Genomic DNA, 24,990 nt, shown 5'->3' on the forward strand with positions numbered 1-24,990 from the left:
GGAACCGGCCGGACGGTGTCAGCACCCGCAGTCGTCGGATTCGTCCGGTGCCGTGAGCGGGTCCGCTGTGCGCCGCTCAAGCCCCTGCCAGGTCTCGAACTCGAAGCCCTCCCGCGCCCAGTACTCGAAACCGCCGAGCATCTCCTTGACCTGGTAACCGAGTTCGGCGAGGGCGAGCGCGGCACGGGTGGCGCCGTTGCATCCGGGTCCCCAGCAGTAGGTGACCACGGGCACGGCGGGGTCGAGAAGTTGCCGTGCCTGCTCGGCGATGAGCGCCGTCGGCAGATGCAGCGCCCCGGGGACGTGCCCCTGGTCCCAGGACGCGGTGGAGCGGGAGTCGAGGAGTACGAAGCCGGGGTCGCCGTCGGCCGCCAGTGCCGCGGCGACGTCCGAGACATCGGCGTGGAAGGCGAGCGAGGCGCCGAAGTAGGCGGCGGCCACGGCCGGAGCCGCGGGCGGGACGCGAAGCACCGGGTTCGTTGCAGTGCCGGTGGCGGTGGCGGTGAGCTGCGAAGTCATGGTGCGAATCTATGACCGGTGATCGTTCGCCGGAAGAGGAGATCCCCGGCACACCACTTGTTCCGCCGGGGAATTCCCTGTTTCCTTCTCGCATGACCGACTATTCCCCGGACGCCACCGACTGGCGCATTCTCGACGTCCTGCAGCGCGAGGGACGCGCGACGTTCGCCGAGCTCGCGCGGGCGGTCGCCATGTCGTCGAGCGCCGTGACGGAGCGAGTACGCCGGCTGGAAGAGGCCGGGATCATCAGCGGCTACGCGGCGGTGGTCGACCCGGAGCGCCTCGGTCTGCCGATTCTCGCCCTCGTACGGCTGCGGTATCCGCACGGCAACTACAAGCCCTTCCACGACCTCCTCGACACGACACCGGAGGTCGTGGAGGCCCACCACGTCACCGGCGACGACTGCTTCGTGCTGAAGGTGACGGCTCGCTCCATGAAGCACCTGGAGGCGGTCTCGGGGAAGATCGGCGCCCTCGGATCCGTGACCACCAGTGTCGTCTACTCCTCGCCGCTGCCGAGGCGGGCGGTCAGTCGCTGACTCCGTCCGCGGCCCGGTGCCGAACGGCCGATCCGTGCCGTTCCTTCACCACTTCGAGCTGGGCGGGGACACGCCGGCGCAGATCGCCGACATGGCTGACGATGCCGACGCTGCGGTCCCGTTCGCGCAGGGAGTCCAGCACGTCGAGCACCTCGTCGAGGGTCTGCTCGTCGAGGCTGCCGAAGCCCTCGTCGATGAACAGGGTGTCCAGCCGTACGCCGCCCGCCTCGTCGGTGACCACGTCCGCGAGGCCGAGCGCCAGGGCGAGCGAGGCGAAGAACGTCTCGCCGCCGGAGAGGGTGGCCGTGTCACGTTCGCGCCCCGTCCAGGCGTCGATGACGTGCAGACCGAGACCGGCCCGACGGCCTCCCGTCCGGGCGTCGGAGTGGACCAGCTGGTAGCGGCCCGACGACATCCGCCGGAGCCGGGCGGTGGCGGCCGCCGCCACCTGTTCGAGACGGGCGGCGAGCACGTACGACTCCAGCCGCATCTTGCGTTCGTTGTCCGCGGACGTGCCTGCGGTGAGCCCGGCGAGCCGTGCGACCCGTTCGTACTCCTCTCGGACCGGTCCCAGGCCACGCACCTCGTCGGCCGCGCGGCGGGAGAGCCGGCCGAGCTCGGTGCAGCGTTCCCGTGCCGACGCGAGGGCTGCCGACGCGTCCCGCAGCAGGTGTTCGGCCGCGTCGTACGCCGTACGCGCGGCCTCCGGAGCGGCCGGGGCACAGTCGGCGGCCGCCCGGGCGCCGGTTTCGGCAAGCCGGTCGGCCACCGCCGCCGCCTCGGCCTGCCAGGCGTCGATACGGTGCTGCAGCGCGCGTTGTCCGGAGTCGGCGAGCAGGGTGTCGGCCGCGGCCTGCGGCGTCTCGAAGCCGGCCCGGAACGCGGCGTCCGCGAGCCGGTCGTCGGCCTCCTTCAGCCGCGCTGCCGCGCTCTCTTCCTCGCGCACCGTCGTGGCCGCCTCGACGAGCAGAGTGACCCGGTTCTGCAGGAGGGCGGCGTGTTCGGTGACGCTGCCCGACTCGCCGCGTGCCTGCGTCAGCATCTCTTCCAGGGCGGCCTGTTCACCGTCGAGGCCCTCGCGCCGGGAGGTGCGGGCCGAGGCCCGGCGTTCGGCCTGCTGCCGGTCCTCGGCCCGCTGCGCCTGCTCTCGTTCGGCGGCCGCGAGCGCCTCGCGTGCGGCGTGCATCCCGGCGGCGGTCCGGTACGCCCGCGCGTGCTCACGGGTCAGCGTGTCCACGAGCTCGGCAAGTGCGCCGACCGTCGGGTCTGCCGCCGTGCCGGCGTCCGACGCGTTGCCGGCGCCGGCCGCTTCCACGCCCTCCACGGCCTCGGCACGCGCTGCCGCATACCGTTCGCGTACGGCTCCGAGCGCGTGCTCCGCCTCGGTGCGCGCCTGCTCGGCACGCCGGTGGGCAGCCTCCGCGGCCTCCTCCGTCGCCTGGTCGACATGCCCGTCCCCGGCGCGGGCCGGCTTCGGATGGTCGGCGGAGCCGCAGACGGTGCAGGCCTCGCCCTCGACGAGTTCACGGGCGAGTTCGGCCGCGATGTCGCGCAGCCGTCGCTCGCGCAGGTCGAGCCAGTCCTCACGGGTACCGAGGGCGCGCTCGCGGGCCCCGGCGAGCTGGTTCTCGGCGGCGGACGACTCGGCCGCCAGCGCGTCCCGGCGGCGGGCCGCGTCCAGACGTCGCCGGGCCGGATCCAGCCGGCCGGCCAGCAGTTCGGCACGGGTCGCGGCCTCCTGCGCGGCTTCGATACGGGCGTGCAGCCCGCTGCGGGTGGCCTCCCAGCCGGCCAGCCAGCCCTCGGCGTCACGGATCAGTTCGTCATCGGCCCGCGCCTGCCGCTCCAGCGCGGTGCGTTCGCTGTCGATCTCCGCGCTGCGCCGCTCGGCGCGGCGCGCGGCGTCCAGTCCGCCGAGTTCCTCGCGCAGTCTGCGTTCCAGGGCCGCCAGTTGCTCGGCGCCGGCGTCGGCCAGGCTGGCCGGCAGCCGGGACCGCGAGTGGTCGCGGGCCGCGCTCGCGCGTCGGTACGCCCGCTCGGCTTCGTCGCGCAGTTCCAGTGCCGGGGCGACGCGGTCCGCCTTGCGGGCACGGCTCAGCTGTTCCTGGGCGTCGTCGTGTCCGGACCGGCCCGCCTCCGATGCGGCGGCGCGACGCCTGGTCTCGGCGTACCGCTGCTGAAGTGCGGCCAGTTCCCGTTCGGCGTCGAGAGCGGACCCGGCGGCCGCATGGCGGCTGTCGGCCGCGGACAGCACCTCGGCGGCGATGTCCAGCCGCTCCCGGGCGCTGCTGCGGGCCGTCGCGGCCCAGGCCAGTACGGCGTCCGCGAGTCCCGGTTCGCCCGGCTGGACGTCCGGCATCGGGCATTCGCGCCCGGCCGGTCCTGCGGCCTGGGCGATCCGCTGGGCGAGGGCGAGGGTCTGTTCGTCCCCGGCCCTGACCTGGTTCTCGGCGGCCCGGCGGAGATCGGCGAGGCGCTCCTCGACGGCCGCGAAGCGGCGGGTGTCGAAGAGCCTGCCGAGCAGCTTGCCGCGGGCCTCCGCGTCGGCCCGCAGGAAGCGGGCGAAGTCGCCCTGCGGCAGGAGCACCACCTGGCAGAACTGTTCCCGGCTCATCCCGATGAGCTGCGTGATCTCCTCACCGATCTCCTGGTGCGAGCGGCTCAGCGCCCGCCAGCCGTGCTCGGCGTCGTACGCACGCAGCCAGCTCTGCGCCTTCTCCGTGGTGTGGCCGCCGCCCCGCTTCTTGGGGCGGGGCTGGGCGGGGCGCCGGGTGATCTCCAGGCGGCGCCCGCCGACGGTGAGTTCGAGCCGGACCTCGGTGGGCAGGTCCGCCGGGGCGTGGTCGCTGCGGAGCGAGGTGCCGGGGCTCTGCCGGGCACCGGGTACCGCCCCGTACAGGGCGTAGCAGACGGCGTCGAGGACCGAGGTCTTGCCGGCGCCGGTCGGTCCGTGCAGCAGAAAGAGCCCGGCCGCGGAGAGCGTGTCGAAGTCGATCTCCTGAGTGGTGCCGAACGGGCCGAAGGCCGTGATGTCGAGCCGGTGGAGCCTCATCGGTTCACCTCACGCACTCCGTCGTCGACCCGTACGTGGTCGAAGGCGCTGCGCAGCACGGTCCGCTCGTGCTCGTCGATGCCGTATCCGCCGCGGACATGGGCCACGAAGTCCTCCGCGATGCTCTGGTCGTCGCGTCCCCGCAGCCGCTGGGCGTAGGAGGTGTCCGGGTCGTCGGGTGCCCGGTCCGGTTCGAGGACGAGGCTCAGCGTGTACGGGAAGCGCTCGACGAGCCGGGCCATCGGCTCGGCCGGGCGGACGGGGTCGGTGAGGGTGGCCTCGACCCAGGAGTGTTCGTGCCGGTCGAGTGCGGGGTCGTCCAGGAGGGTGTCGAGCCGGCCCCGGAGCCGGGCGAGCGGACGGGGCACCGGGCAGTCGATCCGCTCTGCGGCGATCGTGCCGGTGGCGTCGAGGTCGATCAGCCACATCGTCTTGCGGTGGGTGGCCTCCGAGAAGGAGTACGCGAGCGGGGAGCCGGAGTACCGGACGCGCTCGGCGACCGTCTGGCAGCCGTGCAGATGCCCGAGCGCCACGTAGTCGACCCCGTCGAAGACGCCGGCGGGGACGGCCGCCACTCCGCCGACCGTGATGTCGCGTTCGCTGTCGCTCGGCTCGCCGCCCGCGACGAAGGCGTGGGCGAGGACCACGGACCGGGTGGTGTCCGGCCGCTCGGCAAGATCGGCGCGGACCCGGTCCATGGCGGCCGTCAGCACGGCCTCGTGCCCGGCCCGCTCCGCCTTGAACACGTCCTTGACGAGGGCGGGTTCGAGATAGGGGAGACCGTAGAACGCCACGTCGCCGTGCGCGTCCGGGATGACGACGGGGGTGGCGCAGTGGGCGGGGTCGGTCCGTAGATGGATGCCGGCCCGCCCGATGAGTCCCGCGCCGACGCCGAGCCGCCGGGCGGAGTCGTGGTTCCCCGAGATCATCACGGTGGCCACCCCGGCAGCGGCGAGCCGGTGCAGCGCGTCGTCGAAGAGCTCCACGGCGGAGAGCGGGGGCACGGCCCTGTCGTACACGTCACCCGCCACGAGCACGACGTCCACCTCCCGCTCACGCACGGTGGCCACCAGGTGGTCGAGGTAGGCGGCCTGTGCCTCGTGCAACGAGACGCGGTGGAACGACCGGCCCAGGTGCCAGTCCGATGTGTGCAAAATCCTCAAGAGCCGGCTCCGACCTGCATGTTTCGTTTCCTCGTCCCCCGGGTCCGGCCCGGCCGCGCACCGCGCCGGCTCAGGGCCCCGGTGCCGGCGCCCACCACACTCCGCGCCCCTGCCCCTGTTCCCTCACGCACCACAGTCTCCCACCACCAGGGACGTCGCCGGGGCGGCTGCGGGGAAGTCGGCTCCGGGCAGCTCCGCCCCGCGGCCGGGGCGCGGCACGGGTCCTGGTGAGAACGAGCGGCCACTCAGGCGTCCCCGTACGCCTCTTCGCCCAGCTCCAGTTCCGCCTCACCCGCCGTGGCATCGGCCAGCCAGCGGCGGAACTCCTCGACCTCGGCGTCCGGCAGCCCGATCTCGATGGTCACGGCGTCCGCGTACCGGACCTCGCGCACGGTGCGCCCGGTGGCCCGCAGTTCGTTCTCCAGTCTCCCGGCGCGCTGATGGCCGACGGTGACCGTCGCGACCCGGAACCGCCTGCGGGTGAGCGTGCCGATGGCGTCCAGGGCTTCGCCGACCACTCCCCCGTACGCCCGGATCAGTCCGCCTGCGCCGAGCTTCACCCCGCCGTAGTAGCGGGTGACGACGGCGACGACGTACCGCATCTCGCGGCGGTTGAGCATCTGCAGCATGGGGACGCCGGCGGTACCCCCCGGCTCGCCGTCGTCACTGGCCTTCTGCACGGAGGCGTCGGCGCCGATCACGTACGCGAAGCAGTTGTGCGTGGCGGTCGGGTTTTCCCGGCGGACGCGCGCGACGAAGTCCTGCGCGTCCTGCTCGGTGGCGGCGGGGGCGAGCGCGCAGATGAAGCGCGATCGGTTGATCTCGGTCTCGTGCACACCCGCGCGGGCGACTGTCCGGTACTGCTCCTGCATCCGGCCACCCTATGCGCAGCTGCGGGAATGGTCCGGAGCGGCCGTCCGTTGTGCGGATCATGTACGCAGACACGGAGACGATCCGCAGGATACTCATGGACACCGGCGACACCTGGGCAGTGGTGGGGCTGTCCAACAACCGCTCACGCGCGGCCTACGGGGTGGCCGAGGTGCTCCAGCGCTTCGGCAAGCGGGTGGTACCCGTCCACCCCAAGGCGGAGCCGGTGCACGGCGAGGAGGGGTACGCCTCGCTGGCGGACATCCCCTTCCCGGTCGATGTGGTGGACGTCTTCGTCAACAGTGAGCTCGCCGGTGCGGTGGCTGACGAGGCGGTGGCGATCGGAGCCTCGGCGGTCTGGTTCCAGCTCGGCGTGATCGACGAGGGTGCGTACGAGCGCACGAGGACGGCCGGGCTCGACATGGTCATGGACCGCTGCCCCGCCATCGAAATACCCGCGCTGAACCGCTAGGACCGCCGCAGGCGCTCCGGACCACGCGTCCCGCCTCATGCACCCGGTCACATGTGCGGGGTGTCACAGTCCGCTCCGGACTGGGACACTGACCTGCTGTGAGTGCCGCCTACACCCCGAGGGTGCCGACCGTTCCGCACAGCAGGGCCCGCCTGGCCGGACAGCTGTCCTCGCTCGGCGTCGAGCGGGGCGGCGTGCTGATGGTGCACGCGTCTCTGCGCGCGGTGGGAGTGGTGGACGCCGGCGCGGCCACCGTGGCGGCCGCCCTGCGGGATGCGCTGGGTCCCGAGGGCACGCTGGTGGTCCCGGCCTTCACCCCGGAGAACTCCGACACCTCCCCGCAGTACCGCGCGCGGGTCCGCGGCCTCGGCGAGCGGGACCGGGAAGCGGTACGGGCGGCGATGCCCGCGTTCGATCCGTCCACCACGGCGGCACCGTCGATGGGCCGGCTCTCCGAAGCGGTGCGCCGGACCCCCGGCTCCGCCCGCAGCGCGCACCCCCAGACCTCCTTCGCCGCGCTGGGCCCACTGGCCGGCCACGTGGTGGCGGACCATCACCCCGACTGCCACCTGGGCGAGGACTCCCCGCTGGCCCGTCTGCACGAACTGCGGGCCCAGATTCTGCTGCTCGGCACCGGTTTCGACTCCTGCACGGCGTTCCACCTCGCCGAGTACCGCGTTCCGTCCCCGCCCCGCCGCACCTACCGGTGCGTGGTACGGGACGGCGAAGGGCGCCGGTGGTGGGAGTACGAGGACGTGGCGCTGGACGACAGCGACTTCGCGGCGCTCGGCGCGGACTTCGAGCGATCGGACGACGGCACGGCCGTCCGTACCGCCCGGGTGGGCTCCACCACGGGCCGTCTGTTCCGGTTCCCGGCGGCGGTCGCGTTCGCCATGCGATGGCTGACGGCGCAGCGAACGGTGCCGCCGCAAGCGGGAGCGAACCGCGCAGCTCAACCGCTGTGACCCGGCGGTCGGCAGCCTCAGCCGACGATCCCCAGGCCTTCGACCACCACAGAGCCCGGCAGCGCCGCCAGCGCCTTGCCCGGCATGATCAGCTTGCCCCGGCGGGTGCCGCTGCCGATGAGGACCCACTCCTCGTCCACCACGGCGGAGTCGATCAACAGGGGCCAGCCGTCCGGGAGTCCGACGGGCGTGATGCCGCCGTACTCCATCCCCGTCTCGCCGACCGCCGTGTCCATCGGGGCGAACGAGGCCTTCCGGGCGCCGAGGTGCTTGCGGACGGCGCCGTTCACGTCGACGCGGGAGTGGGACAGGACGAGGCAGGCGGCCAGAGTGACCTCGCCACCACGCTTTCCCGCCACCACGACGCAGTTGGCCGACCGGTTCAGCAGGTCGGCTCCGTGGTGCTCGACGAAGGCCGCCGTGTCGGCGATCTCCGGGTCCGTGTCGACGTGGATGATCTGCTCGGCGGGAACGTCGCCCCAGCCTTCGCGTACCGCTCGGGCCACCGGGGCGGTGAGGACTTCGAGGCGGTCGGCAGCGGGTTGGGCATCCTCGAAGGAGCCGATGGGGGCGCGCATGCACGCAACGCTAACAACCCCTCGCTCCTTTCCGGTTGGATGTCTCACCTGACGGGCGGGATGGACACGGCCATGGTGATGCCGACGGGCTCGGAGCCCTCGTTGCGGTAGGCGTGCGGGTGGTGCGCCTCGAAGGTGGCGGAGCTGCCGGCGGGCACGGCGTACGCGGTGTCGTCGACGACCAGGGTGAGGGTGCCGGCGGTGACGTGGAGGAGTTCCACGGTTCCTTCGGGGTGCGGGTCGGACGCGCTGCCGTCGCCGGGCATCAGCTGCCAGGACCAGAGCTCCAGCGGGCCCCGGGCCTCGGTTCCGACCAGCAGGGTGGTGGAACTGCCCGCCTCCGTGGACCACATGCGGACGGCCTGGCTCTCGGAGACCAGCCTCACCGGTGTGCCCTGTTCGTAGTCGAGCAGCACGGTGATGCTGATCCCGAGTGCGTCGGCGAGCTTGACCGTGGTGCCGACGCTGGGGTTGGTGCGGGCCTGTTCGATCTGGATGATCATTCCGCGGCTCACCCCGGCACGCGCGGCGAGTGCGTCCAGGGTGAAGCCCCGCTCACCGCGCCAGCGCTTGAGGTTTCGCGCGAGGGACTGGGTCAGCTGGTCGAGATCAGTCACATTCGGTCCAATATTCTGGATGACAGGGTCGAAAATATTGCACTACGGTGTGGTGCACCCAACCGTTCATCGCACTGTACTGCGAGGCCCGCCCATGACAGCACTGTTCGCCCTGGCCACCAGCCTGCTGTGGGGGCTGGCCGACTTCGGCGGCGGGGTGCTGACCCGGCGTACGCCCGCGCTCACCGTGGTGGTCGTCTCGCAGGCGCTCGCCGCGGCCGTGCTCGGCGTGATCGTGATCGCGACCGGTGCCTGGAGCGAGGCGGGCGGTCGACTCTGGTTCGCCGTCGCGGCAGGAGCGGTGGGTCCTGTCGTGATTCTGAGCTTCTACAAGGCCCTGGCGCTGGGCCCGATGGGCGTGGTGTCGCCGCTCGGTTCAGTGGGGGTCGCCGTGCCGGTGAGCATCGGGCTGGTCCTCGGTGAGCGTCCGGGGCTGCTGCAGTGCGCCGGGGTGGCCGTCGCCGTGGCCGGCATCGTGATGGCGGGCGGGCCACAGCTGCGCGGCGCCCCGGTGCAGCGGCAGGCGGTCCTGCTGACCCTCTTCGCGGCATTCGGCTTCGGGACCGTGATGTGCCTCATCGCCGAGTCGTCCACCACGGTGACCGGACTGTTCCTGGCGCTCTTCGTCCAGCGGATCACCAACGTCGCGGTGGGTGGCACGGCGCTGTACGTCTCCGTGCGGCGCGGGGCCCGCGCGCTCCCCGAGGAGGGGGGCGCCGCCGTGGTGCTCGCCGCCCTGCCGGCGCTGACGTTCGTGGGTCTCGCGGATGTCGCGGCCAACGGCAGCTACTCGGTCGCCGCACAGCACGGACCGGTGACCGTCGCCGCCGTGCTTGCCTCGCTCTACCCGGTGGTGACGGCCATGGCCGCCCGGGGATTCCTCGGGGAACGGTTGCGCGGGGTGCAGGCCGCGGGAGCCGGGCTCGCACTGCTGGGCACGGTCCTGCTCGCGACCGGATGACGGCCGCCGGTTCCCGCCCGGGGCCGGCGAGATCGTGCGGGCCTCAGCTCTCGTCGAGCTCCGCCACGGCCAGAAGCTGCTCCGGGGTCACGCCTTCGGGGATCGGTACCGGGGCCGGCGTCCGAAGGGGCGGCTGCCACCCCTTCTCGGCGTCCCAGCGCCGTACGACACGGGCCGGGGCCCCGGCCACCACCGCGTGGTCGGGCACCTCGCCGCGTACCACCGCGCCCGCGGCCACCACCACGTTGCGGCCGAGCCTCGCGCCCGGAAGGATCACCGCTCCGGTGCCGATCCAGCAGCCGGGACCGATGGCCACCGGCTCCATCCGCGGCCACTGCTTGCCGACCGGCTCCTGCGGATCGTCGTAGCTGTGGTTGGTCGAGGTGATGTAGACGTACGGTCCGCAGTACGTGTCCGAGCCGATGGTCACCGTGGTGTCGGCGACGACATGGCTCCCGCGGCCCAGCACCACGCCGTCCCCGAGCGTCAGGATCGGATCGGATCCGAGATCCAGATCGGGCATGAGCCCCGCCGTCAGGGTGACCTGCTCGCCGATGACACAGTGGGCTCCCAGCTCGATCCACGGCTCGCCGAACACCGTGCCCTGCGGGAAGGCCAGCCGGGTGCCCTCCCCGATCCGGCCGAACCGCAGCCCGCCGGGGTGTGATGCCGTGACCGCGCCCGTCTTCTGCACCCAGCGCCAGCAGCGGTGGACGGCCCCGGACAGGGCGCGCCGCCGCCAGACGGTCAGGGAGGAGAACGTGTTTCTGTTCTTCGGCACTCGCACACGGTAGTCGGCGGGCCCGCGGGCGGCCGCCAGGTCGGCCTGTGATCTTCACCCCACCGGACCTCGGAGCGGCGCGCGCGTCGCTTACCGTTTCCCGGGCGGGACCGCCCGGCGGCGGTCGGACGGCCGCGACCCACACCACCGGAGCACGGAAGGACGCGCGATGGCAGAGCAGGCGTTGATCACGGCCATGGGCGGCAAGGAGCCGGTCATCCACGCGGATGCCTTCACCGCACCGATGTCGGTCGCGATCGGCGAGATCACGATGGCCGCGGGTTCCAGCCTCTGGTACCACGCGGTGCTGCGGGCCGACTGCGGTCCGATCGTCATCGGCGCCGAGTCGAACATCCAGGACAACTGCAGTGTCCACGTCGACCCCGGTTTCCCCGTCACGGTCGGCGAGCGCGTCTCGGTCGGACACAACGCCGTACTCCACGGCTGCACCATCGAGGACGACGTCCTGGTCGGCATGGGCGCCACGGTGCTCAACGGCGCCCACATCGGTGCCGGTTCACTGATCGCCGCCCAGGCCCTCGTCCCGCAGGGGATGCGCGTACCCCCGGGCTCGCTCGTCGCGGGCGTGCCGGCCAAGGTCAAGCGGCAGCTGACCGATGAGGAGCTCGAAGGCATCAAGTTCAACGCAGTCGGTTACGTGGAGCTGGCCAAGGCCCACCGACAGGCGTACGAGGACTGAGCGCGAAGGCCCCGGCCGGTCCCGGCTCCCGTCAGTCGGCGACCGGTACGGACGCCGGCGCGGACTCGGCGGTGGACTGCGCAGCCGCCTTCTTGGCCCGGTTCTTGAGGATCAGCATCGAGGCGAGCCCGATCAGGACCGCGAGCGCCAGTCCCAGGTACGAGAACCGCTTGAGCCAGGCCTCGGCGACGACGCCCACGGAGTAGATGACTGCCGTGGTGCCGCCCGCCCAGGCGATCCCGCCGAGCACGTTGGCGGTCAGGAACTTCCAGTACGGCATGTGCAGGACGCCCGCGAGCGGTCCGGCGAAGATGCGCAGCAGTGCGACGAAGCGGCCGAAGAAGACCGCCCACATGCCCCACTTCTGGAACGACCGCTCCGCCATCGCGATCTGGCTCTCGCCGAAGTGCCGGGGGAACCTCCCCCCGAGCCAGGCGAGCAGCGGCCGCCCGCCCTTGCGGCCGATGGCGTAGCCGATCGAGTCACCGATCACCGCCCCGGCCGTGGCGCAGGCGCCCAGGATCCACGGGTTGATCCCGTCGTGTCCGGCGGCCAGTAGCGCCGCGCTGATCAGGACGATCTCGCCGGGGAGCGGAATGCCCAGGCTCTCCAGTCCGATGACGACGCCCACCAGGACGTAGACGCTGATCGCGGGGACGGTCTCCAGCCATTCCTGGATGTGCAACGCCGGTTCCTCCGTAGTGATGTCCTCATCGCCCGCCGGACAACTCCTCGGCGCACGGCGGGAAGCCTACCCGTCGCCCCGTCGCCCAGGACAGCGCGAAGGGCCGCCCGCTCCCTCCCGGGTGCGTGGCGGCCCCGGAAGGGACGGCCGGAATCAGGAGTTCGGGCGCAGCGTCCAGAGCACGGTCATCTCACCGGTCACGCCGCCGTCGGCGCGCTGGATCCGGATGGCCACCGGGAACTCGGGGCGCTTGCCCGCGTCGAGCTCGGCGACGACGTCGGCCACGGGACGGCCGAGCGTGGCGGTCGCGGTGACCTCACCCATGGCCAGTTTCCTGTAGGCGATCTCGGCGTTCACCGCGAGCGGGACGGCCCGCGTCAGCTGGTCGGCGAACGCGGCCATGACGATGGCCCCGCTCGCCGACTCCGCCAGCGTGAACATGGCGCCGGCGTGCGGTCCGCCGAGGTGGTTGTGGTAGTCGGCCTGGTCCGGCATGCGGACCACCGCGCGTTCGGCGGTGGACTCCAGGAATTCGAGGTTGAGGGTCCGGACCATCGGAACCGACGCGGCGACCATCTCGCCCGCGGTCATCTGTTCAGCGCTCATGAGCTAGATGTTACTCATGAGTAGTGATGTTTGGCCATGTCCCCGCAGCCGCGCGCCTGCGACCCGGCCGCATCCTTCACCGTCCGCTCACGGGGGCGGCCGTAGCCGCCGGGGCGGCACACCTCTATCGTTACTCGCCATGTGGCCAGGACAGCAGCCGCCCGGGGGCGAGCAAAACCCGCAGGACCAGAACCAGAACCCGTACCAGCAGCCGGGGTACCAGCAGCCGAACCCCTATCAGCAGCCGGGGTACCAGCAGCCTGGTCCCGAGCAGCAGCCCGGGTACGGCTACCCGCAGCAGGGCCAGCCGGGGCAGCAGCCCGGCTACCCGCAGCAGGGCCAGCCGGGATACCCGCAGCCCAATCCATACCAGCAGCCGACCGTCCCGCAGTACGCGGTGCCCGGTCCGCCCGGCGGGCCCCAGCCCGGCAACGACAAGAAGAAGACGACCGTCGTCGCCATCGTCGCGGCGACCGCCGTCGTGGTGGCCGCGGCGGTCACCGGTGTCGTCGTGCTGAACAAGGACGACGACAAGGACGGCAAGAACGTCGCCGACGACAAGAAGTCGTCCGCGCCCGCCAAGCCGTCCGACGACGCGTCCTCGCCCGTGGCGAACCCGCGCGGCGCCGACGGGGACGCCAAGCCGCTCATCGCGGGCTGGAAGGTCGTGACCAACCCCAAGTGGGGCACCCAGTTCGACGTGCCCGGTGACTGGGAGGTCGCGGCCCCCGGCATCTTCTCGTACTTCGAGGACGAGTCGAAGGAGGACAAGCCGCCGCTCATCGGCTTCACCGCGCCGGCGGACTACAAGAAGAAGTGGTGTGTCGACGACGAGGACAAGGACGGCACCAAGGAGAACTACAGCCTGGCCGGCACCGGCACCCGCGGTGCAGAGGGCGCCACGGACGCCGCTCTGAACGCCCGGAACGAGGCGGGCACCTGGGCGTGGGGCGCGTACGCGCAGCACATGCCGAAGAAGACCATCAAGATCAGCAAAGCCAAGCAGTACACCACCAAGTCGGGGCTGACGGGCAGCATGGTCACCGCCACCGCTCCGAACGTCACCAAGAAGACGAAGTGTGACAGCGACGGCAAGACCATCGCCTTCACCTTCAAGAACACCAGCGGTGCGTTCTCCTCCTGGGTGCTGTACGCGGCCGACAACGTCGAGGGCGAGCTGCCGGACGCGACGATCCAGAAGATCCTGAGCACGGTGCGTCTGGTGAAGATCACCGAGTCCTGACCCCGGCGGGAATGCATTTGGCACAACGGGGTCACTGCCGCGATAGTCCCTGAGTGACTGACGCAGCCGACCCCGCACCCCGCTCGGACCGCCCCACCCCGGCGGGCCGCAACTACCGGCTGCTGACCGCCGCCGCGATCATCACGGGCCTGGGCACCCATGGCGCGCTGATCGCGGCGGCGTTCGCGGTGCTGCAGGCGGGCGGCGACGGCGGGGACGTCGGTCTGGTGGCCGCCGCCAGGACCGCGCCGCTGGTGCTCTTCCTGCTGATCGGCGGGGCGATAGCGGACCGCCTGCCGCGCCACCGCGTGATGGTCGCGGCCAACGCCCTCAACTTCGCCTCGCAGGGTGTCTTCGCCTGGCTGGTCCTGGCGGGTGACCCCCAGCTGTGGCAGATGATGCTGCTGACCGCTCTGTGCGGCACCGGGCAGGCGTTCTTCAACCCCGCCGCCGAGGGCATGCTGATGTCCAGCGTGAGCGGCGAACAGGCGAGCCGTGCCTTCGCCCTCTTCAGGATGTCGATGCAGGGCGCGGCCATCGGCGGCGCGGCGCTCGGCGGCGCCATGATCGCGGCGATGGACCCGGGCTGGGTGCTGGCCGTCGACGCCGCCGCCTTCGCGGTGGCGGGACTGCTGCGGGCCTTCCTCGACGTGAGTCACATCCCGTCGCGGGAACCCGGCGGCGGTCTCCTCGCCGATCTGCGGGACGGCTGGCAGGAGTTCATCGGCCGTCCCTGGCTCTGGGCCGTCGTGGCGCAGTTCTCCGTGGTCGTCGCCGCGGTCGGGGCCGCGGAGGCGGTCTACGGGCCGCTGGTCGCCCGGGACGAACTCGGCGGCGCCCGCCCCTGGGGTTTCGCGCTCGCCGCGTTCGGCGTCGGCACACTGGCGGGGGCGTTGCTCATGATGCGGTGGAAGCCGCGGCGGCTCCTGCTCGCCGGAACGCTCTGCGTCTTCCCGCTCGCCCTGCCGTCGGCGGGGCTCGCCGTGCCGCTGCCGGTGGCGGGACTGTGCGCGGTGATGTTCGTCAGCGGGGCGGCCATCGAGGTGTTCGGCGTCTCCTGGATGACGGCCATGCACCAGGAGATCCCGGAGGAGAAGCTCTCAAGGGTCTCGGCGTACGACTGGTTCGGCTCGGTGGCCATGGTGCCCCTCGCCACGGCGCTCGCCGGCCCGGTGGAGTCGCTGGTCGGACGCAGTCAGGCGCTGTGGGGCTGTGCGGGTCTGGTCGTGCTGGTCACCGGAGCGGTGCTGTTCGTGCCGGACGTACGGAATCTGACCCGCAGGACCGCGTCCACCGAGGTACTGGTCAAGGTCCCGCCGGCGTCAGCCGATACTGAAGGCGCCGTCGGGCGGCTCGGGTGAGGCGACCGCCTCGTCGTCGCCCACAGGCCGGGCACCCTTGATGAACGCGGCCACCGCGTCGCCGTACTCGACCCTGGCCGGGAACGCGTCGGCCGCACAGCGACGGATCAGGGCGGCCGTGTCGATGGGAGACCGCGAGGCGACGAGGACCACGTTGCCGAAGCGCCTCCCGCGCAGCACGGCGGGCTCGGCGATCAGTGCCAGCTCCGCGAATACGGTCGCGAAGGTGGCCAGTTGCGAGCGCAGGAAGCCGAAGGGCGCCCCGTCCGCCAGGTTGGCCGCGTAGACGCCGTCCGCGCGCAGAGCCCGCGCCGCGGCCTGCGCGTAGGGCACGGACGTGAGGTGGGCGGGCACCCGCGAGCCGCCGAAGACATCCGCGATCACCACGTCAAGCGAGCCGGGAGCGGTCTCCTCCAGCTGCTTGCGCGCGTCCGCTGCATGCACGGTGATCCCGCTGCGGTCCGGCAGCGGCAGGTGTTCCGTGACGAGGTCCAGGAGACCTCTGTCCGCCTCGGCGACCTCCTGTCGGGAGCCCGGCCGGGTCGCGGCGACGTAGCGGGGCAGGGTGAGAGCGCCGCCGCCGAGGTGCAGGACGTTCAGCGGTGCACCCGCTCCGGCCGCGCAGTCCACGACGTGGGCCAGCCGTTGCGCGTACTCGAATTCGAGGTGCTCCGGCGCGTCCAGATCGACGTACGACTGGGGTGAGCCGTCGACCGTGAGCAGCCAGGCCCGCTCCCGGTCCACATCGGGGAGCAGTCTGGCGGTGCCGTGGTCCACGTCGCGGATGACGGGTATCGACTCGTTCACTCCCCCATTGTGGGGCGTGGGATCAGCCGTTCCTGACCGCGGCGACGGCTTCGGTGTGTGCCGCCGACTGGGCGAGTCCGGCACGGGCGGCCGCGGCCCGGCTGCCGGGGTCGAGGGGGTTGCGGCCGAAGGCCTTCCTCGCCGCGGCGTCCGGGGTGATGACGACGGTCCGGGCCCTCTGAGCAGCAAGTGCGTCCGCCTGGGAGCGGGGCGACGCGATGACCTTGTTGCCGGAGGCCGTCGGCGCGATGACGATGACGCGCTCGTACCCGGCGGCAAGGTGGGCGTTGGCCGGGGAGTGCACCCCGCCGTCGATCCAGGACCGTCCTCCGAAGGAGGCGACGGGCCAGACGGCCGGGACGGCGCAGCTCGCGGTGACGGCGTCCGCCAGGGACACCCCGCTGTCCCGGTCGAACGTGTGCAGCTCACCGGTGCGCGCGTCGACCGCGGTGACCCGCAACGGACGCTCCGGCCACTCGGGCGACAGCAGCCTGCTCGCGATGACCGCCCGCCGCTCCTCCGGCGAGAGGTCGATGCGGGCTTCCCGGGCGATGCGGGCCAGCTTCTGCCCGTACGCCTGCGGGGTGCGCGAGGTGAGCACAGCCCGTGCGTAGCGCAGGACGGTGACCGCGCCGAGTCTGCCGCCCCGCTCGCCGCCGGCCTCGGCCAGCTGCAGTTCGTACAACTGCGGCAGGCCGAGCAGTCCGGAGGCCAGCTGTGCCCCGACGACCGCACCGGCCGAGCTGCCGATGATCACATCAGCGGTGGACAGATCCAGTCCCGCTTTCGCGAGGCCGTGCAGGATTCCGGTCTCCCAGGCGCTCCCGGTGATGCCGCCGGCACCGAGCACCAGTGCTGTTTCCGCCATGCCGTCAGTCTGGCGCACGGCACCGGATCCGCCTCCCCGGGGGGGTACGGAAGGCGGATCCGGAAACGGCCGTACGCCTCAGAGCAGTCCGGTGACGGTGCCCGCGCCGACGGTGCGGCCGCCCTCACGGATGGCGAACCCGAGGCCGGACTCCAGCGGTACGTCCCGGCCCAGTTCGACGGTCATGGCGACCGTCTCGCCCGGCCGCGCGACCGCAGCGGCGCCGAGGTCGACGTCGCCGACGACGTCGGCGGTGCGGATGTAGAACTGCGGCCGGTAGCCGGTGGCGACCGGAGTGGTGCGGCCGCCCTCGCGCCCCGACAGGACGTACACCTGCGCGGTGAAGCGCCGGCTCGGGGTGACGCTGCCGGGCGCCGCGACGACGTGCCCGCGGCGTACCCGGTCGCGCTCGACCCCGCGCAGGAGCAGCGCGACGTTGTCGCCGGCCTCGGCGGACTCCATCGGCTTGCCGAAGGTCTCCAGACCGGTGACGACCGTCTCGATGTCCGCGCCGAGTACGGACACCCGGTCGCCGACACGCACGGTGCCGCGCTCCACGGCGCCGGTGACGACCGTGCCCCGGCCGGTGATGGTCAGGACGTTCTCCACCGGCAGCAGGAACGGCGCGTCGGTGTAGCGCACCGGCATCGGCACGTAGGTGTCGACGGCGTCGAGCAACGCCTCGACCGCCGCGGTCCAGCGTGGGTCGCCCTCCAGCGCCCGCAGTCCCGACACCCGCACGACGGGCACGGTGTCGCCGCCGTAGCCGTGCGCGGACAGCAGCTCACGTACTTCCAGCTCGACCAGGTCGGTCAGCTCGGGGTCACCCGCGTCCGCCTTGTTGAGGGCGACGACGATGTGGTCGACACCCACCTGACGGGCGAGCAGCACATGCTCCGCGGTCTGCGGCATGATCCCGTCGAGCGCGGAGACGACGAGGATCGCCCCGTCGAGCTGGGCTGCGCCGGTGACCATGTTCTTGATGTAGTCGGCGTGTCCGGGCATGTCGACGTGCGCGTAGTGCCGGGTGCCGGTCTCGTACTCGACGTGCGCGATGTTGATGGTGATGCCGCGCTGCGCCTCCTCGGGCGCCCGGTCGATGCGGTCGAAGGGGACGAACGTGCCGGTACCGCGGTCGCTGAGGACCTTGGTGATGGCGGCGGTGAGGGTGGTCTTGCCGTGGTCGACGTGGCCCATGGTGCCGATGTTGAGGTGCGGCTTGGTGCGCACGTATGCCGTCTTGGGCATGGTTCATTCCTTGGGATGCGAAGCTGGAAAAGAAGACCCCGGGGCCCGGCCGACCCTCCCCTTGCGGGGTCCGCCGGACAGTCGGAGGAGGGTCAGCTTCGGGCGCCGCCGATGGGCGCTGCGGCAACGGTGAACGCTGCTGCGACAACAGCTGCGAGGGGGCTCACGGCAGCCTTCGGCGTGTCCGCGACTGCGGACTGCGCTGCGAGGAAGGCGTACCGGAACATGGCTCGATCATGTCCGACGGCTGTCGGGCCGTCGAGCGAATTTCTGCAGGCGGTACGGGGGGTGAGCCCCGGCGCTCCTCAGAGGTGCTTGGTGGCCTCTCGCACGGACAGCGGCGCCAGCCGGTCCCGGGCGCCCTCGACGAAGTCCCGTACGGCCTGCGGGTCCGTCTTGGAGTACTCGCGCAGGCACCAGCCGATCGCCTTGCGGATGAAGAAGTCGGGGTGCTCCGCCCGGCGCAGGCAGTAGGCGAAGAGCCGCCGGGTGTCGGTGGCCTCCTTGAAGCGGAGCTGGTGCAGCAGCGCGGTGCGAGCGATCCAGAGGTCGTCGTCCTCGATCCACTCGTCCATGGTCCGCCCGAGCTCCGGGTCGGCGGCCACCAGCGGTCCCGCGACATGGGCGGCCAGGATGTCGACGGTGTCCCACCAGGAAACGGTGGTGACCAGGTGGCGCAGTACCGGTAGGAATCCGGACGAGCATCGTGCGACGTGGCGGCGCAGGTAGTCGGCGGCGAAGTAGTGGTATTCGCGCTCGGGCAGCGCCCAGCAGCGCAGCGCGATCGCCGCGCAGTCCGTCTCCGCGGGGCGTTCGGTGCCTTCGAGGACGGTGCGGGACAGCGCCCGGCGACGGGGGGTGGGAATGCCGAGGAACGGTGCGACGTGCTTCATGTACGCGGCGGCGGAGCGGGCGCGCACGGGGTCGGCTGCCGCGGGGTAGAGCTCGGTCAGCCGCTCCAGCACCGTATCGGCGAGGACGCTGCGGGGCAGGCCGGGGCCTGGTGCGGCGCTCTCCTTCACGGGTTCGGCTCCCTGGCTCATAACGGTCACATTACGGCGATCACGCGTGGGCGTCGGTTACTCTCCCCGAATGCTCGACCCCGTCCCCGCCACCCGGCCCGCAGGTAGCCTCGCCGTGCGCTGCACGCGGGTGCTCCTGTCGCCCTGGTCCCGGTTCTCCCTGCTCGTAGCGGTGCTGCTGGCTGCCGCGACGACGATGCTGCTCCTGGAACCCCAGCGGCTGCTGGCCTCCGGCTGGCCCGCCCAGCTGAGCGGCGGGGCCGCCGCGGTCGTGCTCTTCGGCCTCGCGTACGGCGTCTGCACGGTGGCCTTCGTACCGAGACCCCTGCTCAATCTCGCCGCCGGCGCGCTGTTCGGCTCGCAGGCGGGGCTGGCGGCGGCCCTGGCGGGCACGGTGCTGGGCGCGGGCATCTCGTTCATGCTCGGCCGGGTCCTCGGGCAGGAGGCGCTGCGCACGCTGCTGCGCGGGCGCTGGATGCGGGCGGCGGACGGGCAGCTGAGCAGGCACGGTTTCCGCTCGATGCTGGCGCTGCGGCTCTTCCCCGGGGTGCCGTTCGCCGCCGCCAACTACTGCGCCGCCGTCTCGCGCATGGGGTATCCGCCGTTCCTCGTCGCGACCGGCCTCGGGTCCATCCCGAACACCGCCGCGTACGTCGTGGCGGGGAGCGAGGCCGCCTCCCCCACCTCGCCGGCCTTCCTGGCCGCGATGGGCTTCATCGTGCTGACGGGTGCCGGCGGGGCCGTGGTCGCCTGGCGCCGCCGCCACCGGCTCGGCGCGGAGTGAGGCGGCGGTCTGCGCGGGGGTAGTCGTCACTGTGTTCATCCGGGGGCGATACGCTGCCCGCGACCGACTGACGATCTCCGGGCCCGGTGCGGCCCTGTCATCACACGACCGCAATCCGCACGCCGCCGACGGCTCGAAGCCGTCGGCCGATGCATGATCACTCCGGGATGGCCCAAGCCCCATGAGCTGGTTCGAATCGTTCGTCCTCGGCCTCGTTCAAGGACTGACCGAGTTCCTGCCGATCTCCTCCAGCGCGCATCTGCGGCTCACCGCGGCGTTCGCCGGCTGGCACGATCCTGGCGCGGCATTCACCGCGATCACCCAGATCGGCACGGAGGCCGCGGTCCTCATCTACTTCCGCAAGGACATCGTCCGCATCGTCTCGGCGTGGTTCAAGTCGCTGACGGACCGTTCGATGCGCAGCGACCACGACGCGCAGATGGGCTGGCTGGTCATCGTCGGCTCGATTCCCATCGGCGTGCTCGGTGTGACGTTCAAGGACCAGATCGAGGGCCCGTTCCGCGATCTGCGCCTGATCGCCACCACGCTGATCGTGATGGGCATCGTCCTCGGCATCGCCGACCGCCTGGCCGCGCGCGACGAGACGGGCGGCAAGCACCGGGCCATCAAGGAGCGCAAGTCGCTCAAGGAGCTCGGCGTCAAGGACGGCCTGATCTTCGGCTTCTGCCAGGCGATGGCCCTGATCCCGGGCGTCTCCCGGTCGGGCGCGACGATCAGCGGTGGTCTGCTGATGGGCTACACCCGTGAGGCGGCGGCGCGTTACTCGTTCCTGCTCGCCATCCCGGCGGTGCTCGCCTCCGGCGTCTTCGAGCTGAAGGACGCGGGCGAGGGCCATGTGTCGTGGGGCCCGACGATCTTCGCGACGTTCATCGCGTTCGGCGTGGGTTACGTGGTCATCGCCTGGTTCATGAAGTTCATCACGACCAAGAGCTTCATGCCGTTCGTGATCTACCGGATCATTCTGGGCATCGTGCTGTTCATCCTGGTCGGCGCGGGGTCCCTGAGCCCGCACGCGGGCGAATCCGCAGGCTAGCCAGTTGCGCCATCCGGCGCTGCCCCCGCTGGGCAAGCGCCTCCTCCGGGCTGATCGCGGCCAGAGCCGACGCGACGGCCACGATGGCATCTCCCAGCCTGCCACCACCACGCCCACGTCTGGCCTCGCCTCACTACGGGTGGCCCACGCCCGGACAGCATCGTTGAGCCGGCGCAGCGCGCCCGGCGCGGCATTGGCGAGGTCGGTGTTGAGGGCGGAGCTCTTCCCGGCCATGCCCGGACTCCCGTGCGACGCGCGGGCGCCGACCCGAGAACAGCGGCGTCCCAGCAGGCTACTGATCTTGATCGGGTGATGTCGGCGCCGATCCGGCGGACGAAGCGCAGCTCGTCACCGAAGGCGGCGAGTGCCCTGTTACCTTCTCCCGCCGGCATTCGTCATAGGTGTGGCGGCCGGATACGAACGGTCGTCGCGCCGACGAGCGAATCGAGAACCGGAACCTCGCGCCACTGCCACGTCCGAACCGGATGCGGGGACGTGCGCCTGGGGCCACGCTGGATGTATGGCTACTCCCCCGATTGTGATCCACCGACCGACACCGTCCGGTGCGCGGCTCGTCACCGTGCACATCGCGGGCCGCGAGGAAAAGCTCGGGCTCGCCCACAGCGATCACGATGTCATCGTGTTCCTCGCCGACGCGGGCATGGCGGACCCGGCGCGGGCCCTCGACACCCCGTCCCTCGTCGAGTGGCAAGGCGCTGCCGCCCACGACTTCGCAGCGGCCTGAACAGCACCCGCCCCGGCAGACAGTCCGGTCGGACAGGCGACGGTCTCGGCGCGTTCCGCTCGCACGGCCGCGCGCACGGCGGGCGCGGTTCGCCGGACGCCGCGCTGCCCCCGTCCCCGCCGGAGCGGGTACGGGGGCAGCGCGTGCCTCGACGCGGGTGGTGTCACTCGGTCTCGACGAAGGGCGGAAGATCGGGTTCGACGAACAGCCCCTGGTAGCGCGGTGTCGGCATGGCCTCGACACGGCCCGGGGCCTCGGACGCCGAGCCCGCCACGCTCTCGTCCGTGCGCCGCTGAACCTGGCGGGGCGGGGTATCAGCCATCGGGTCTCCTGTTGATTTCGCAGTTGCTTCTGAGTGCCCCGAGACGCCACCCGGTCCTCGGACCGCGGTGGCGACGGGGTGTGGCACCGTCCCGGTCCCACACCCACCAGGGCACCGGTATCCGACGAGGCATGCTGAGAGTATCCGTTGTCCCAGCTCCGGCAGTCGGCACCGTCGCCCGGTCCGCTCGTCATTCGCCTGCACAGCCGCGTCAGCGGGCCGAGCGGTCCTCCTGCCAGCGGGTGTACGGGACGCGCGAGATCTCCCGTACACCCCCGAAAGTGCCCCACTCGTCCTTGCCGAGCCGGGTCAGCGGGCGCAGCGCGGTGACTTCCGGGTGGCCGTCCTTCATGACGTCCTCGTCGACCGCGGCGTGCACCACGCGGCCGAACACGACGGTGGAGTCGCCGAGCAGGACCGTGCTGTGCAGCTCGCATTCCAGCGCGACGGGCGAGCCCGCAACGCGGGGCGGCCTCACACGCAGGCTGGGTTCCTGCTCGACGCCCACGGCCTCGAACTCGCTGATGCCGCGCGGGAAGTCGGTCGCCGTGGCGTTGATCTTCTCGAAGAGGGACTCCGGGGCGAAGTTCACCACGAAGGAGCCCGTCGCCTCGATGTTGAGCAGCGTGTCCTTGCGCCCCACCGAGGTGAACTGCACGACGGGCGGGCTGACGCAGGCGATCGTGAAGAAGGAGTGGGGGGCCAGGTTGGCCGTCTCGCCGTCCGGGGTCACCGTGGAGACCCATGCGATGGGCCGGGGGACGACCACGGCGGTGAGCAGTCGGTAGAACGTGCCGGTGTCGGTGGCCCCGGGGTCGAAGTCGATGCGCATGACGCCGAGTATGGCGTCCGGCCCTCCCGCCTTCCTACGCTTCAGTGTCCCCCGGGCCTCCCGGTCCCTCGGAACCGAACTGTTCGGCCCGCAGGGCGAGGTCCTGGAGCACGTCGGCGGACGACACGTCCGTCTGCCCGGAGTCGTGCACCTGCGCCAGCATCGCGAACGCCAGGGTGAACGCACCGACGAGTTGCTCCACGGCGCCGCCGACCTCCCGGCCGACCAGGGCCACCACGTCCTCGATCGTGGCGTCCTCGGGAATCGCGATCCGTGGCATCGTCTCGTTGAGAAGCGCGGTCACCACGGTCGAATCGGTGCTGGGGTCGTCACGGCCCGGGTTCTCCTCCAAGAGGCGGCGCATCTCGCCCGCCTCGGTGAGGATGCCGATCACACGTTTCACGACTTCGCTCTGCTCCATCCCGCGAGCATAGGTGCAGGCGCACCGGCCGACGAGGACAACGGGCGTCGGTCGTCCGCCGTGCCGGGCCCCGCGCGACGGCTCACGCCCTGCTCCCCTGCAGCGGGCGCCGACCGGCCGTAGCGTACAAGTCAGGGCCCGACAGGCCGGCGGTCGCCGCCGCGCGCCACGCGGACGTACCGGCCCGGGGCACGCACCACCGCACTCAGGAGGCATGCATGACCAGTACCGAGCTTCCCGTGATCGCCGCGGTCGACGGGTCCACGCACAGCTATGACGCGCTGGACTGGGCGGCCCGTGAGGCTGCTGGGCGGGGGCTTCCCCTGATGATCGTGCACGTCCGCCTCCTGACCCGGCGTACCGGCCAGGACGCGCAGCAGCGCGAGGCGGAGGAACTCCTCGCGCAGTCCGTGCGTCGCGTGAACGAGACCGTTGCCGGGCTGAGCCCCACGACGCTGGCACCGCTCGACTTCCCCTCGGCCGCGCTGGTCTCGCTCAGCCGTGACGCGTCGCTGGTGGTGGTCGGTTCACGCGGACTGGGCGGATTCCGCTCCCTGATGCTGGGCTCCAACAGTCTGGCGACCGCCTCGATGGCCAAGTGCCCCGTGGTCGTCATCCACAGCGGGCAGCCGGACGAGGAGCCGGGCGAGAGCGCCCAGGAGGTCTTCCGGGACGTCGTCGCCGGGGTGGCCGCCGACGAGAGCAGCGAGGCGGTGCTGGAGTTCGCCTTCGAGACAGCGGCGGCCCGCCCCGGGGCGCGGCTGCGGATCGTGCACGGCTGGACCATGTTCTCGTCGATGCTCTCCGGCGGTCCCGTCTTCGACCGGGATGCGGCGGCCGACGCGGCCGAGCGGTCGCTCGCCGAGCTGACAGCGGGCTGGCGCGAGAAGTACCCGCAGGTCGAGGTCATGAAGGAGCCGGTCAACGGCTCCGCGTCGCGCACCCTGGTCACCGCGTCGGCGACCGCGGCGCTGACGGTGATCGGGCGGCGCAAGGGCGGCGAATCCCTCGGACTGGGTCTCTCCCCGGTGGCACAGACGACGCTCACGCACGCGCTCGGGCCTGTGGCCGTGGTGCCCTGCTGATCCCTTCGCGATTGCCGCCGCCGTCGGACCTTTCGGCGGCAGCCGCCCGGCCGGTTCCCGCCGTTCGCAGCCCTCCGCGCATGCACGGCACTTGGCCCCTGACGCCCGTGGGCCCACACTGACCCGATGACGCAGCGTGTGGATCTCTCGACCGTGATGGACCGGCTCTCCATCGATGCAGTGATCACCGGCTACGCGGTGGCGGTGGACGACGGTGCGTGGACGGACTACCGGGCCCTGTTCACCGCGGACGGCCGCGCCGACTACCGCACCGCAGGCGGCATCGAGGGTGCCGCCGCCGAGGTCGCGGAGTGGCTCTCCGAGACCATGCTGCTCTTTCCCGTACGGCAGCATCTGATCGTCAACCGCCGCCTGGACCTTCAGGACCTCGGCGGCTATCCGGGCGACCGGGCCCGGGTGCAGGCCGACTACATGAATCCGATGCGGCTCGTGAGCGGACCGGACGGGGAGGCAGGCTCCGCGGACCGTCCGACCGCACCGAACTTCGTCTCCGGCGGGCGGTACGCCTTCGAACTGCTCCGTACCGACGCCGGCTGGCGGATCCAGGGCGTGACGGTCCACGAGAAGTGGCGGAGCCTGTCGGACATCCTCACCGCCAAGTGATCAGCCCCGTCTCGCTTCCGCTGCCCCACACTGGGGGACAACAGGGGAATCGGATTTGAGGATGAT

General features: G+C 71.9%; 28 protein-coding genes. 12 read left to right on the top strand and 16 right to left on the bottom strand.

From position 1 onward, the window contains the following. Positions 1-18: 18 nt before the first annotated feature. Entirely contained in the window at positions 19-519 is a 501-nt protein-coding gene (locus SH922_RS05155; protein ID WP_393055139.1) for a rhodanese-like domain-containing protein, read from the bottom strand. 92 nt (positions 520-611) lie between these two features. Here SH922_RS05155 and SH922_RS05160 point away from each other — a divergent pair, with 92 nt between their 5' ends. Next, a complete protein-coding gene (locus SH922_RS05160; RefSeq protein ID WP_393055141.1) occupies positions 612-1,058 on the top strand; it encodes an Lrp/AsnC family transcriptional regulator in 447 nt (148 codons plus the stop codon). Here SH922_RS05160 and SH922_RS05165 read toward each other — a convergent pair. The 3 genes from SH922_RS05165 to SH922_RS05175 form a co-directional block, all read right to left on the bottom strand. Further along, positions 1,048-4,110 (bottom strand): AAA family ATPase, encoded by a 3,063-nt coding sequence (locus SH922_RS05165; RefSeq protein ID WP_393055143.1) that lies wholly within the window; start codon positions 4,108-4,110, stop codon positions 1,048-1,050. The two genes, SH922_RS05160 and SH922_RS05165, sit on opposite strands and share 11 nt — an antisense overlap. After that, positions 4,107-5,273 carry an exonuclease SbcCD subunit D gene (locus SH922_RS05170; RefSeq protein ID WP_393055145.1) on the bottom strand — a complete coding sequence of 389 codons (1,167 nt, stop codon included), beginning with the start codon at positions 5,271-5,273 and terminating at the stop codon, positions 4,107-4,109. Before SH922_RS05170 ends, SH922_RS05165 begins: the two co-directional genes overlap by 4 nt. A gap of 245 nt (positions 5,274-5,518) precedes the next feature. Continuing rightward, positions 5,519-6,145 carry a YigZ family protein gene (locus SH922_RS05175; RefSeq protein WP_393055147.1) on the bottom strand — a complete coding sequence of 209 codons (627 nt, stop codon included), beginning with the start codon at positions 6,143-6,145 and terminating at the stop codon, positions 5,519-5,521. A gap of 59 nt (positions 6,146-6,204) precedes the next feature. Here SH922_RS05175 and SH922_RS05180 point away from each other — a divergent pair, with 59 nt between their 5' ends. Both SH922_RS05180 and SH922_RS05185 read left to right on the top strand, forming a co-directional pair. Beyond that, positions 6,205-6,615 (top strand): CoA-binding protein, encoded by a 411-nt coding sequence (locus tag SH922_RS05180; RefSeq protein ID WP_393055149.1) that lies wholly within the window; start codon positions 6,205-6,207, stop codon positions 6,613-6,615. A 98-nt stretch (positions 6,616-6,713) separates the two neighbouring features. After that, positions 6,714-7,580, top strand: coding sequence for an aminoglycoside N(3)-acetyltransferase (locus SH922_RS05185; RefSeq protein ID WP_393055151.1), 867 nt, complete (start codon positions 6,714-6,716; stop codon positions 7,578-7,580). Between the two features lie 17 nt (positions 7,581-7,597). Here the strand turns inward: SH922_RS05185 and SH922_RS05190 are convergent, their stop codons facing one another. Further along, positions 7,598-8,158, bottom strand: coding sequence for a YbaK/EbsC family protein (locus tag SH922_RS05190; RefSeq protein WP_393055153.1), 561 nt, complete (start codon positions 8,156-8,158; stop codon positions 7,598-7,600). A 44-nt stretch (positions 8,159-8,202) separates the two neighbouring features. Then, positions 8,203-8,775, bottom strand: a complete 573-nt coding sequence (locus SH922_RS05195; RefSeq protein ID WP_393055155.1) for a helix-turn-helix domain-containing protein — start codon at positions 8,773-8,775, stop codon at positions 8,203-8,205. Between the two features lie 94 nt (positions 8,776-8,869). Between SH922_RS05195 and SH922_RS05200 the strand changes: the two genes are divergently transcribed. After that, positions 8,870-9,736 (top strand): EamA family transporter, encoded by an 867-nt coding sequence (locus SH922_RS05200; RefSeq protein WP_393055157.1) that lies wholly within the window; start codon positions 8,870-8,872, stop codon positions 9,734-9,736. A 43-nt stretch (positions 9,737-9,779) separates the two neighbouring features. On the opposite strand, the gene SH922_RS05205 is transcribed toward SH922_RS05200, so the two are convergent. Beyond that, a complete protein-coding gene (locus tag SH922_RS05205; protein WP_393055159.1) occupies positions 9,780-10,517 on the bottom strand; it encodes an acyltransferase in 738 nt (245 codons plus the stop codon). A gap of 169 nt (positions 10,518-10,686) precedes the next feature. On the opposite strand from SH922_RS05205, the gene SH922_RS05210 reads away from it, so the two are divergent. Beyond that, positions 10,687-11,217 carry a gamma carbonic anhydrase family protein gene (locus tag SH922_RS05210; protein ID WP_393055161.1) on the top strand — a complete coding sequence of 177 codons (531 nt, stop codon included), beginning with the start codon at positions 10,687-10,689 and terminating at the stop codon, positions 11,215-11,217. Between the two features lie 31 nt (positions 11,218-11,248). Here the strand turns inward: SH922_RS05210 and SH922_RS05215 are convergent, their stop codons facing one another. Further along, positions 11,249-11,902, bottom strand: a complete 654-nt coding sequence (locus SH922_RS05215) for a DedA family protein (RefSeq protein ID WP_393055163.1) — start codon at positions 11,900-11,902, stop codon at positions 11,249-11,251. A 153-nt stretch (positions 11,903-12,055) separates the two neighbouring features. Then, on the bottom strand, positions 12,056-12,493 hold the full coding sequence (locus SH922_RS05220) for a DUF4442 domain-containing protein (protein ID WP_393063470.1): 438 nt from the start codon (positions 12,491-12,493) through the stop codon (positions 12,056-12,058). A gap of 154 nt (positions 12,494-12,647) precedes the next feature. On the opposite strand from SH922_RS05220, the gene SH922_RS05225 reads away from it, so the two are divergent. Then, the gene (locus tag SH922_RS05225) at positions 12,648-13,751 is read left to right on the top strand and encodes a hypothetical protein (RefSeq protein WP_393055165.1); all 1,104 of its coding nucleotides are present in this window, start codon (positions 12,648-12,650) and stop codon (positions 13,749-13,751) included. Between the two features lie 53 nt (positions 13,752-13,804). Continuing rightward, a complete protein-coding gene (locus tag SH922_RS05230; RefSeq protein WP_393055167.1) occupies positions 13,805-15,112 on the top strand; it encodes an MFS transporter in 1,308 nt (435 codons plus the stop codon). Here SH922_RS05230 and SH922_RS05235 read toward each other — a convergent pair. From SH922_RS05235 to SH922_RS05250, 4 genes are all read right to left on the bottom strand, one after another. Next, complete coding sequence (locus SH922_RS05235) at positions 15,074-15,919, bottom strand: spermidine synthase (RefSeq protein WP_393055169.1); 846 nt, start codon at positions 15,917-15,919, stop codon at positions 15,074-15,076. The genes SH922_RS05230 and SH922_RS05235 overlap by 39 nt on opposite strands. Positions 15,920-15,941: 22 nt before the next feature. Then, entirely contained in the window at positions 15,942-16,787 is an 846-nt protein-coding gene (locus SH922_RS05240) for a patatin-like phospholipase family protein (RefSeq protein WP_393055171.1), read from the bottom strand. A 78-nt stretch (positions 16,788-16,865) separates the two neighbouring features. Next, entirely contained in the window at positions 16,866-18,035 is a 1,170-nt protein-coding gene (gene tuf, locus SH922_RS05245) for an elongation factor Tu (RefSeq protein WP_393055173.1), read from the bottom strand. 305 nt (positions 18,036-18,340) lie between these two features. Continuing rightward, entirely contained in the window at positions 18,341-19,078 is a 738-nt protein-coding gene (locus tag SH922_RS05250; protein ID WP_393055175.1) for a DNA alkylation repair protein, read from the bottom strand. 49 nt (positions 19,079-19,127) lie between these two features. Between SH922_RS05250 and SH922_RS05255 the strand changes: the two genes are divergently transcribed. The 3 genes from SH922_RS05255 to SH922_RS05265 all read left to right on the top strand — a co-directional run bounded on the left by SH922_RS05255 (position 19,128) and on the right by SH922_RS05265 (position 21,640). Continuing rightward, positions 19,128-19,841, top strand: a complete 714-nt coding sequence (locus SH922_RS05255) for a TVP38/TMEM64 family protein (RefSeq protein WP_393055177.1) — start codon at positions 19,128-19,130, stop codon at positions 19,839-19,841. Between the two features lie 181 nt (positions 19,842-20,022). After that, entirely contained in the window at positions 20,023-20,895 is an 873-nt protein-coding gene (locus SH922_RS05260) for an undecaprenyl-diphosphate phosphatase (protein WP_393055179.1), read from the top strand. A gap of 520 nt (positions 20,896-21,415) precedes the next feature. Then, positions 21,416-21,640: a hypothetical protein gene (locus SH922_RS05265; RefSeq protein WP_393055181.1), complete on the top strand. Its 225-nt coding sequence runs from the start codon at positions 21,416-21,418 to the stop codon at positions 21,638-21,640. Positions 21,641-21,803: 163 nt separating this feature from the next. Here the strand turns inward: SH922_RS05265 and SH922_RS05270 are convergent, their stop codons facing one another. From SH922_RS05270 to SH922_RS05280, 3 genes are all read right to left on the bottom strand, one after another. After that, entirely contained in the window at positions 21,804-21,962 is a 159-nt protein-coding gene (locus tag SH922_RS05270; protein WP_393055183.1) for a hypothetical protein, read from the bottom strand. 211 nt (positions 21,963-22,173) lie between these two features. Continuing rightward, complete coding sequence (locus tag SH922_RS05275) at positions 22,174-22,794, bottom strand: flavin reductase family protein (protein ID WP_393055185.1); 621 nt, start codon at positions 22,792-22,794, stop codon at positions 22,174-22,176. 34 nt (positions 22,795-22,828) lie between these two features. Then, a complete protein-coding gene (locus SH922_RS05280; RefSeq protein WP_393055187.1) occupies positions 22,829-23,215 on the bottom strand; it encodes a hypothetical protein in 387 nt (128 codons plus the stop codon). 218 nt (positions 23,216-23,433) lie between these two features. Here SH922_RS05280 and SH922_RS05285 point away from each other — a divergent pair, with 218 nt between their 5' ends. Together SH922_RS05285 and SH922_RS05290 are read left to right on the top strand one after the other, a co-directional pair. Next, complete coding sequence (locus tag SH922_RS05285; RefSeq protein WP_393055189.1) at positions 23,434-24,300, top strand: universal stress protein; 867 nt, start codon at positions 23,434-23,436, stop codon at positions 24,298-24,300. Between the two features lie 126 nt (positions 24,301-24,426). Further along, a complete protein-coding gene (locus SH922_RS05290) occupies positions 24,427-24,924 on the top strand; it encodes a nuclear transport factor 2 family protein (protein ID WP_393055191.1) in 498 nt (165 codons plus the stop codon). Positions 24,925-24,990 lie beyond the last annotated feature (66 nt).

Origin of the sequence: Streptomyces sp. LN549, from assembly GCF_043203805.1 — a bacterium.
In the GTDB taxonomy this organism is placed as follows: domain Bacteria; phylum Actinomycetota; class Actinomycetes; order Streptomycetales; family Streptomycetaceae; genus Streptomyces.

What these genes read in the sequence shown, in the direction of transcription:
- SH922_RS05285 (WP_393055189.1), top strand. Translation starts at nt 23,434, where the DNA reads ATGACCAGTACCGAGCTTCCCGTGATCGCCGCGGTCGACGGGTCCACG.
- SH922_RS05220 (WP_393063470.1), bottom strand. Translation starts at nt 12,493, where the DNA reads ATGACCGCGGGCGAGATGGTCGCCGCGTCGGTTCCGATGGTCCGGACC.
- SH922_RS05155 (WP_393055139.1), bottom strand. Translation starts at nt 519, where the DNA reads ATGACTTCGCAGCTCACCGCCACCGCCACCGGCACTGCAACGAACCCG.
- SH922_RS05240 (WP_393055171.1), bottom strand. Translation starts at nt 16,787, where the DNA reads ATGGCGGAAACAGCACTGGTGCTCGGTGCCGGCGGCATCACCGGGAGC.
- SH922_RS05190 (WP_393055153.1), bottom strand. Translation starts at nt 8,158, where the DNA reads ATGCGCGCCCCCATCGGCTCCTTCGAGGATGCCCAACCCGCTGCCGAC.
- SH922_RS05180 (WP_393055149.1), top strand. Translation starts at nt 6,205, where the DNA reads ATGTACGCAGACACGGAGACGATCCGCAGGATACTCATGGACACCGGC.
- SH922_RS05250 (WP_393055175.1), bottom strand. Translation starts at nt 19,078, where the DNA reads ATGAGCCAGGGAGCCGAACCCGTGAAGGAGAGCGCCGCACCAGGCCCC.
- SH922_RS05225 (WP_393055165.1), top strand. Translation starts at nt 12,648, where the DNA reads ATGTGGCCAGGACAGCAGCCGCCCGGGGGCGAGCAAAACCCGCAGGAC.
- SH922_RS05165 (WP_393055143.1), bottom strand. Translation starts at nt 4,110, where the DNA reads ATGAGGCTCCACCGGCTCGACATCACGGCCTTCGGCCCGTTCGGCACC.
- SH922_RS05275 (WP_393055185.1), bottom strand. Translation starts at nt 22,794, where the DNA reads ATGCGCATCGACTTCGACCCCGGGGCCACCGACACCGGCACGTTCTAC.
- SH922_RS05260 (WP_393055179.1), top strand. Translation starts at nt 20,023, where the DNA reads ATGAGCTGGTTCGAATCGTTCGTCCTCGGCCTCGTTCAAGGACTGACC.
- SH922_RS05265 (WP_393055181.1), top strand. Translation starts at nt 21,416, where the DNA reads ATGGCTACTCCCCCGATTGTGATCCACCGACCGACACCGTCCGGTGCG.
- SH922_RS05160 (WP_393055141.1), top strand. Translation starts at nt 612, where the DNA reads ATGACCGACTATTCCCCGGACGCCACCGACTGGCGCATTCTCGACGTC.
- SH922_RS05175 (WP_393055147.1), bottom strand. Translation starts at nt 6,145, where the DNA reads ATGCAGGAGCAGTACCGGACAGTCGCCCGCGCGGGTGTGCACGAGACC.
- SH922_RS05200 (WP_393055157.1), top strand. Translation starts at nt 8,870, where the DNA reads ATGACAGCACTGTTCGCCCTGGCCACCAGCCTGCTGTGGGGGCTGGCC.
- SH922_RS05270 (WP_393055183.1), bottom strand. Translation starts at nt 21,962, where the DNA reads ATGGCTGATACCCCGCCCCGCCAGGTTCAGCGGCGCACGGACGAGAGC.
- tuf (WP_393055173.1), bottom strand. Translation starts at nt 18,035, where the DNA reads ATGCCCAAGACGGCATACGTGCGCACCAAGCCGCACCTCAACATCGGC.
- SH922_RS05280 (WP_393055187.1), bottom strand. Translation starts at nt 23,215, where the DNA reads ATGGAGCAGAGCGAAGTCGTGAAACGTGTGATCGGCATCCTCACCGAG.
- SH922_RS05255 (WP_393055177.1), top strand. Translation starts at nt 19,128, where the DNA reads ATGCTCGACCCCGTCCCCGCCACCCGGCCCGCAGGTAGCCTCGCCGTG.
- SH922_RS05290 (WP_393055191.1), top strand. Translation starts at nt 24,427, where the DNA reads ATGACGCAGCGTGTGGATCTCTCGACCGTGATGGACCGGCTCTCCATC.
- SH922_RS05210 (WP_393055161.1), top strand. Translation starts at nt 10,687, where the DNA reads ATGGCAGAGCAGGCGTTGATCACGGCCATGGGCGGCAAGGAGCCGGTC.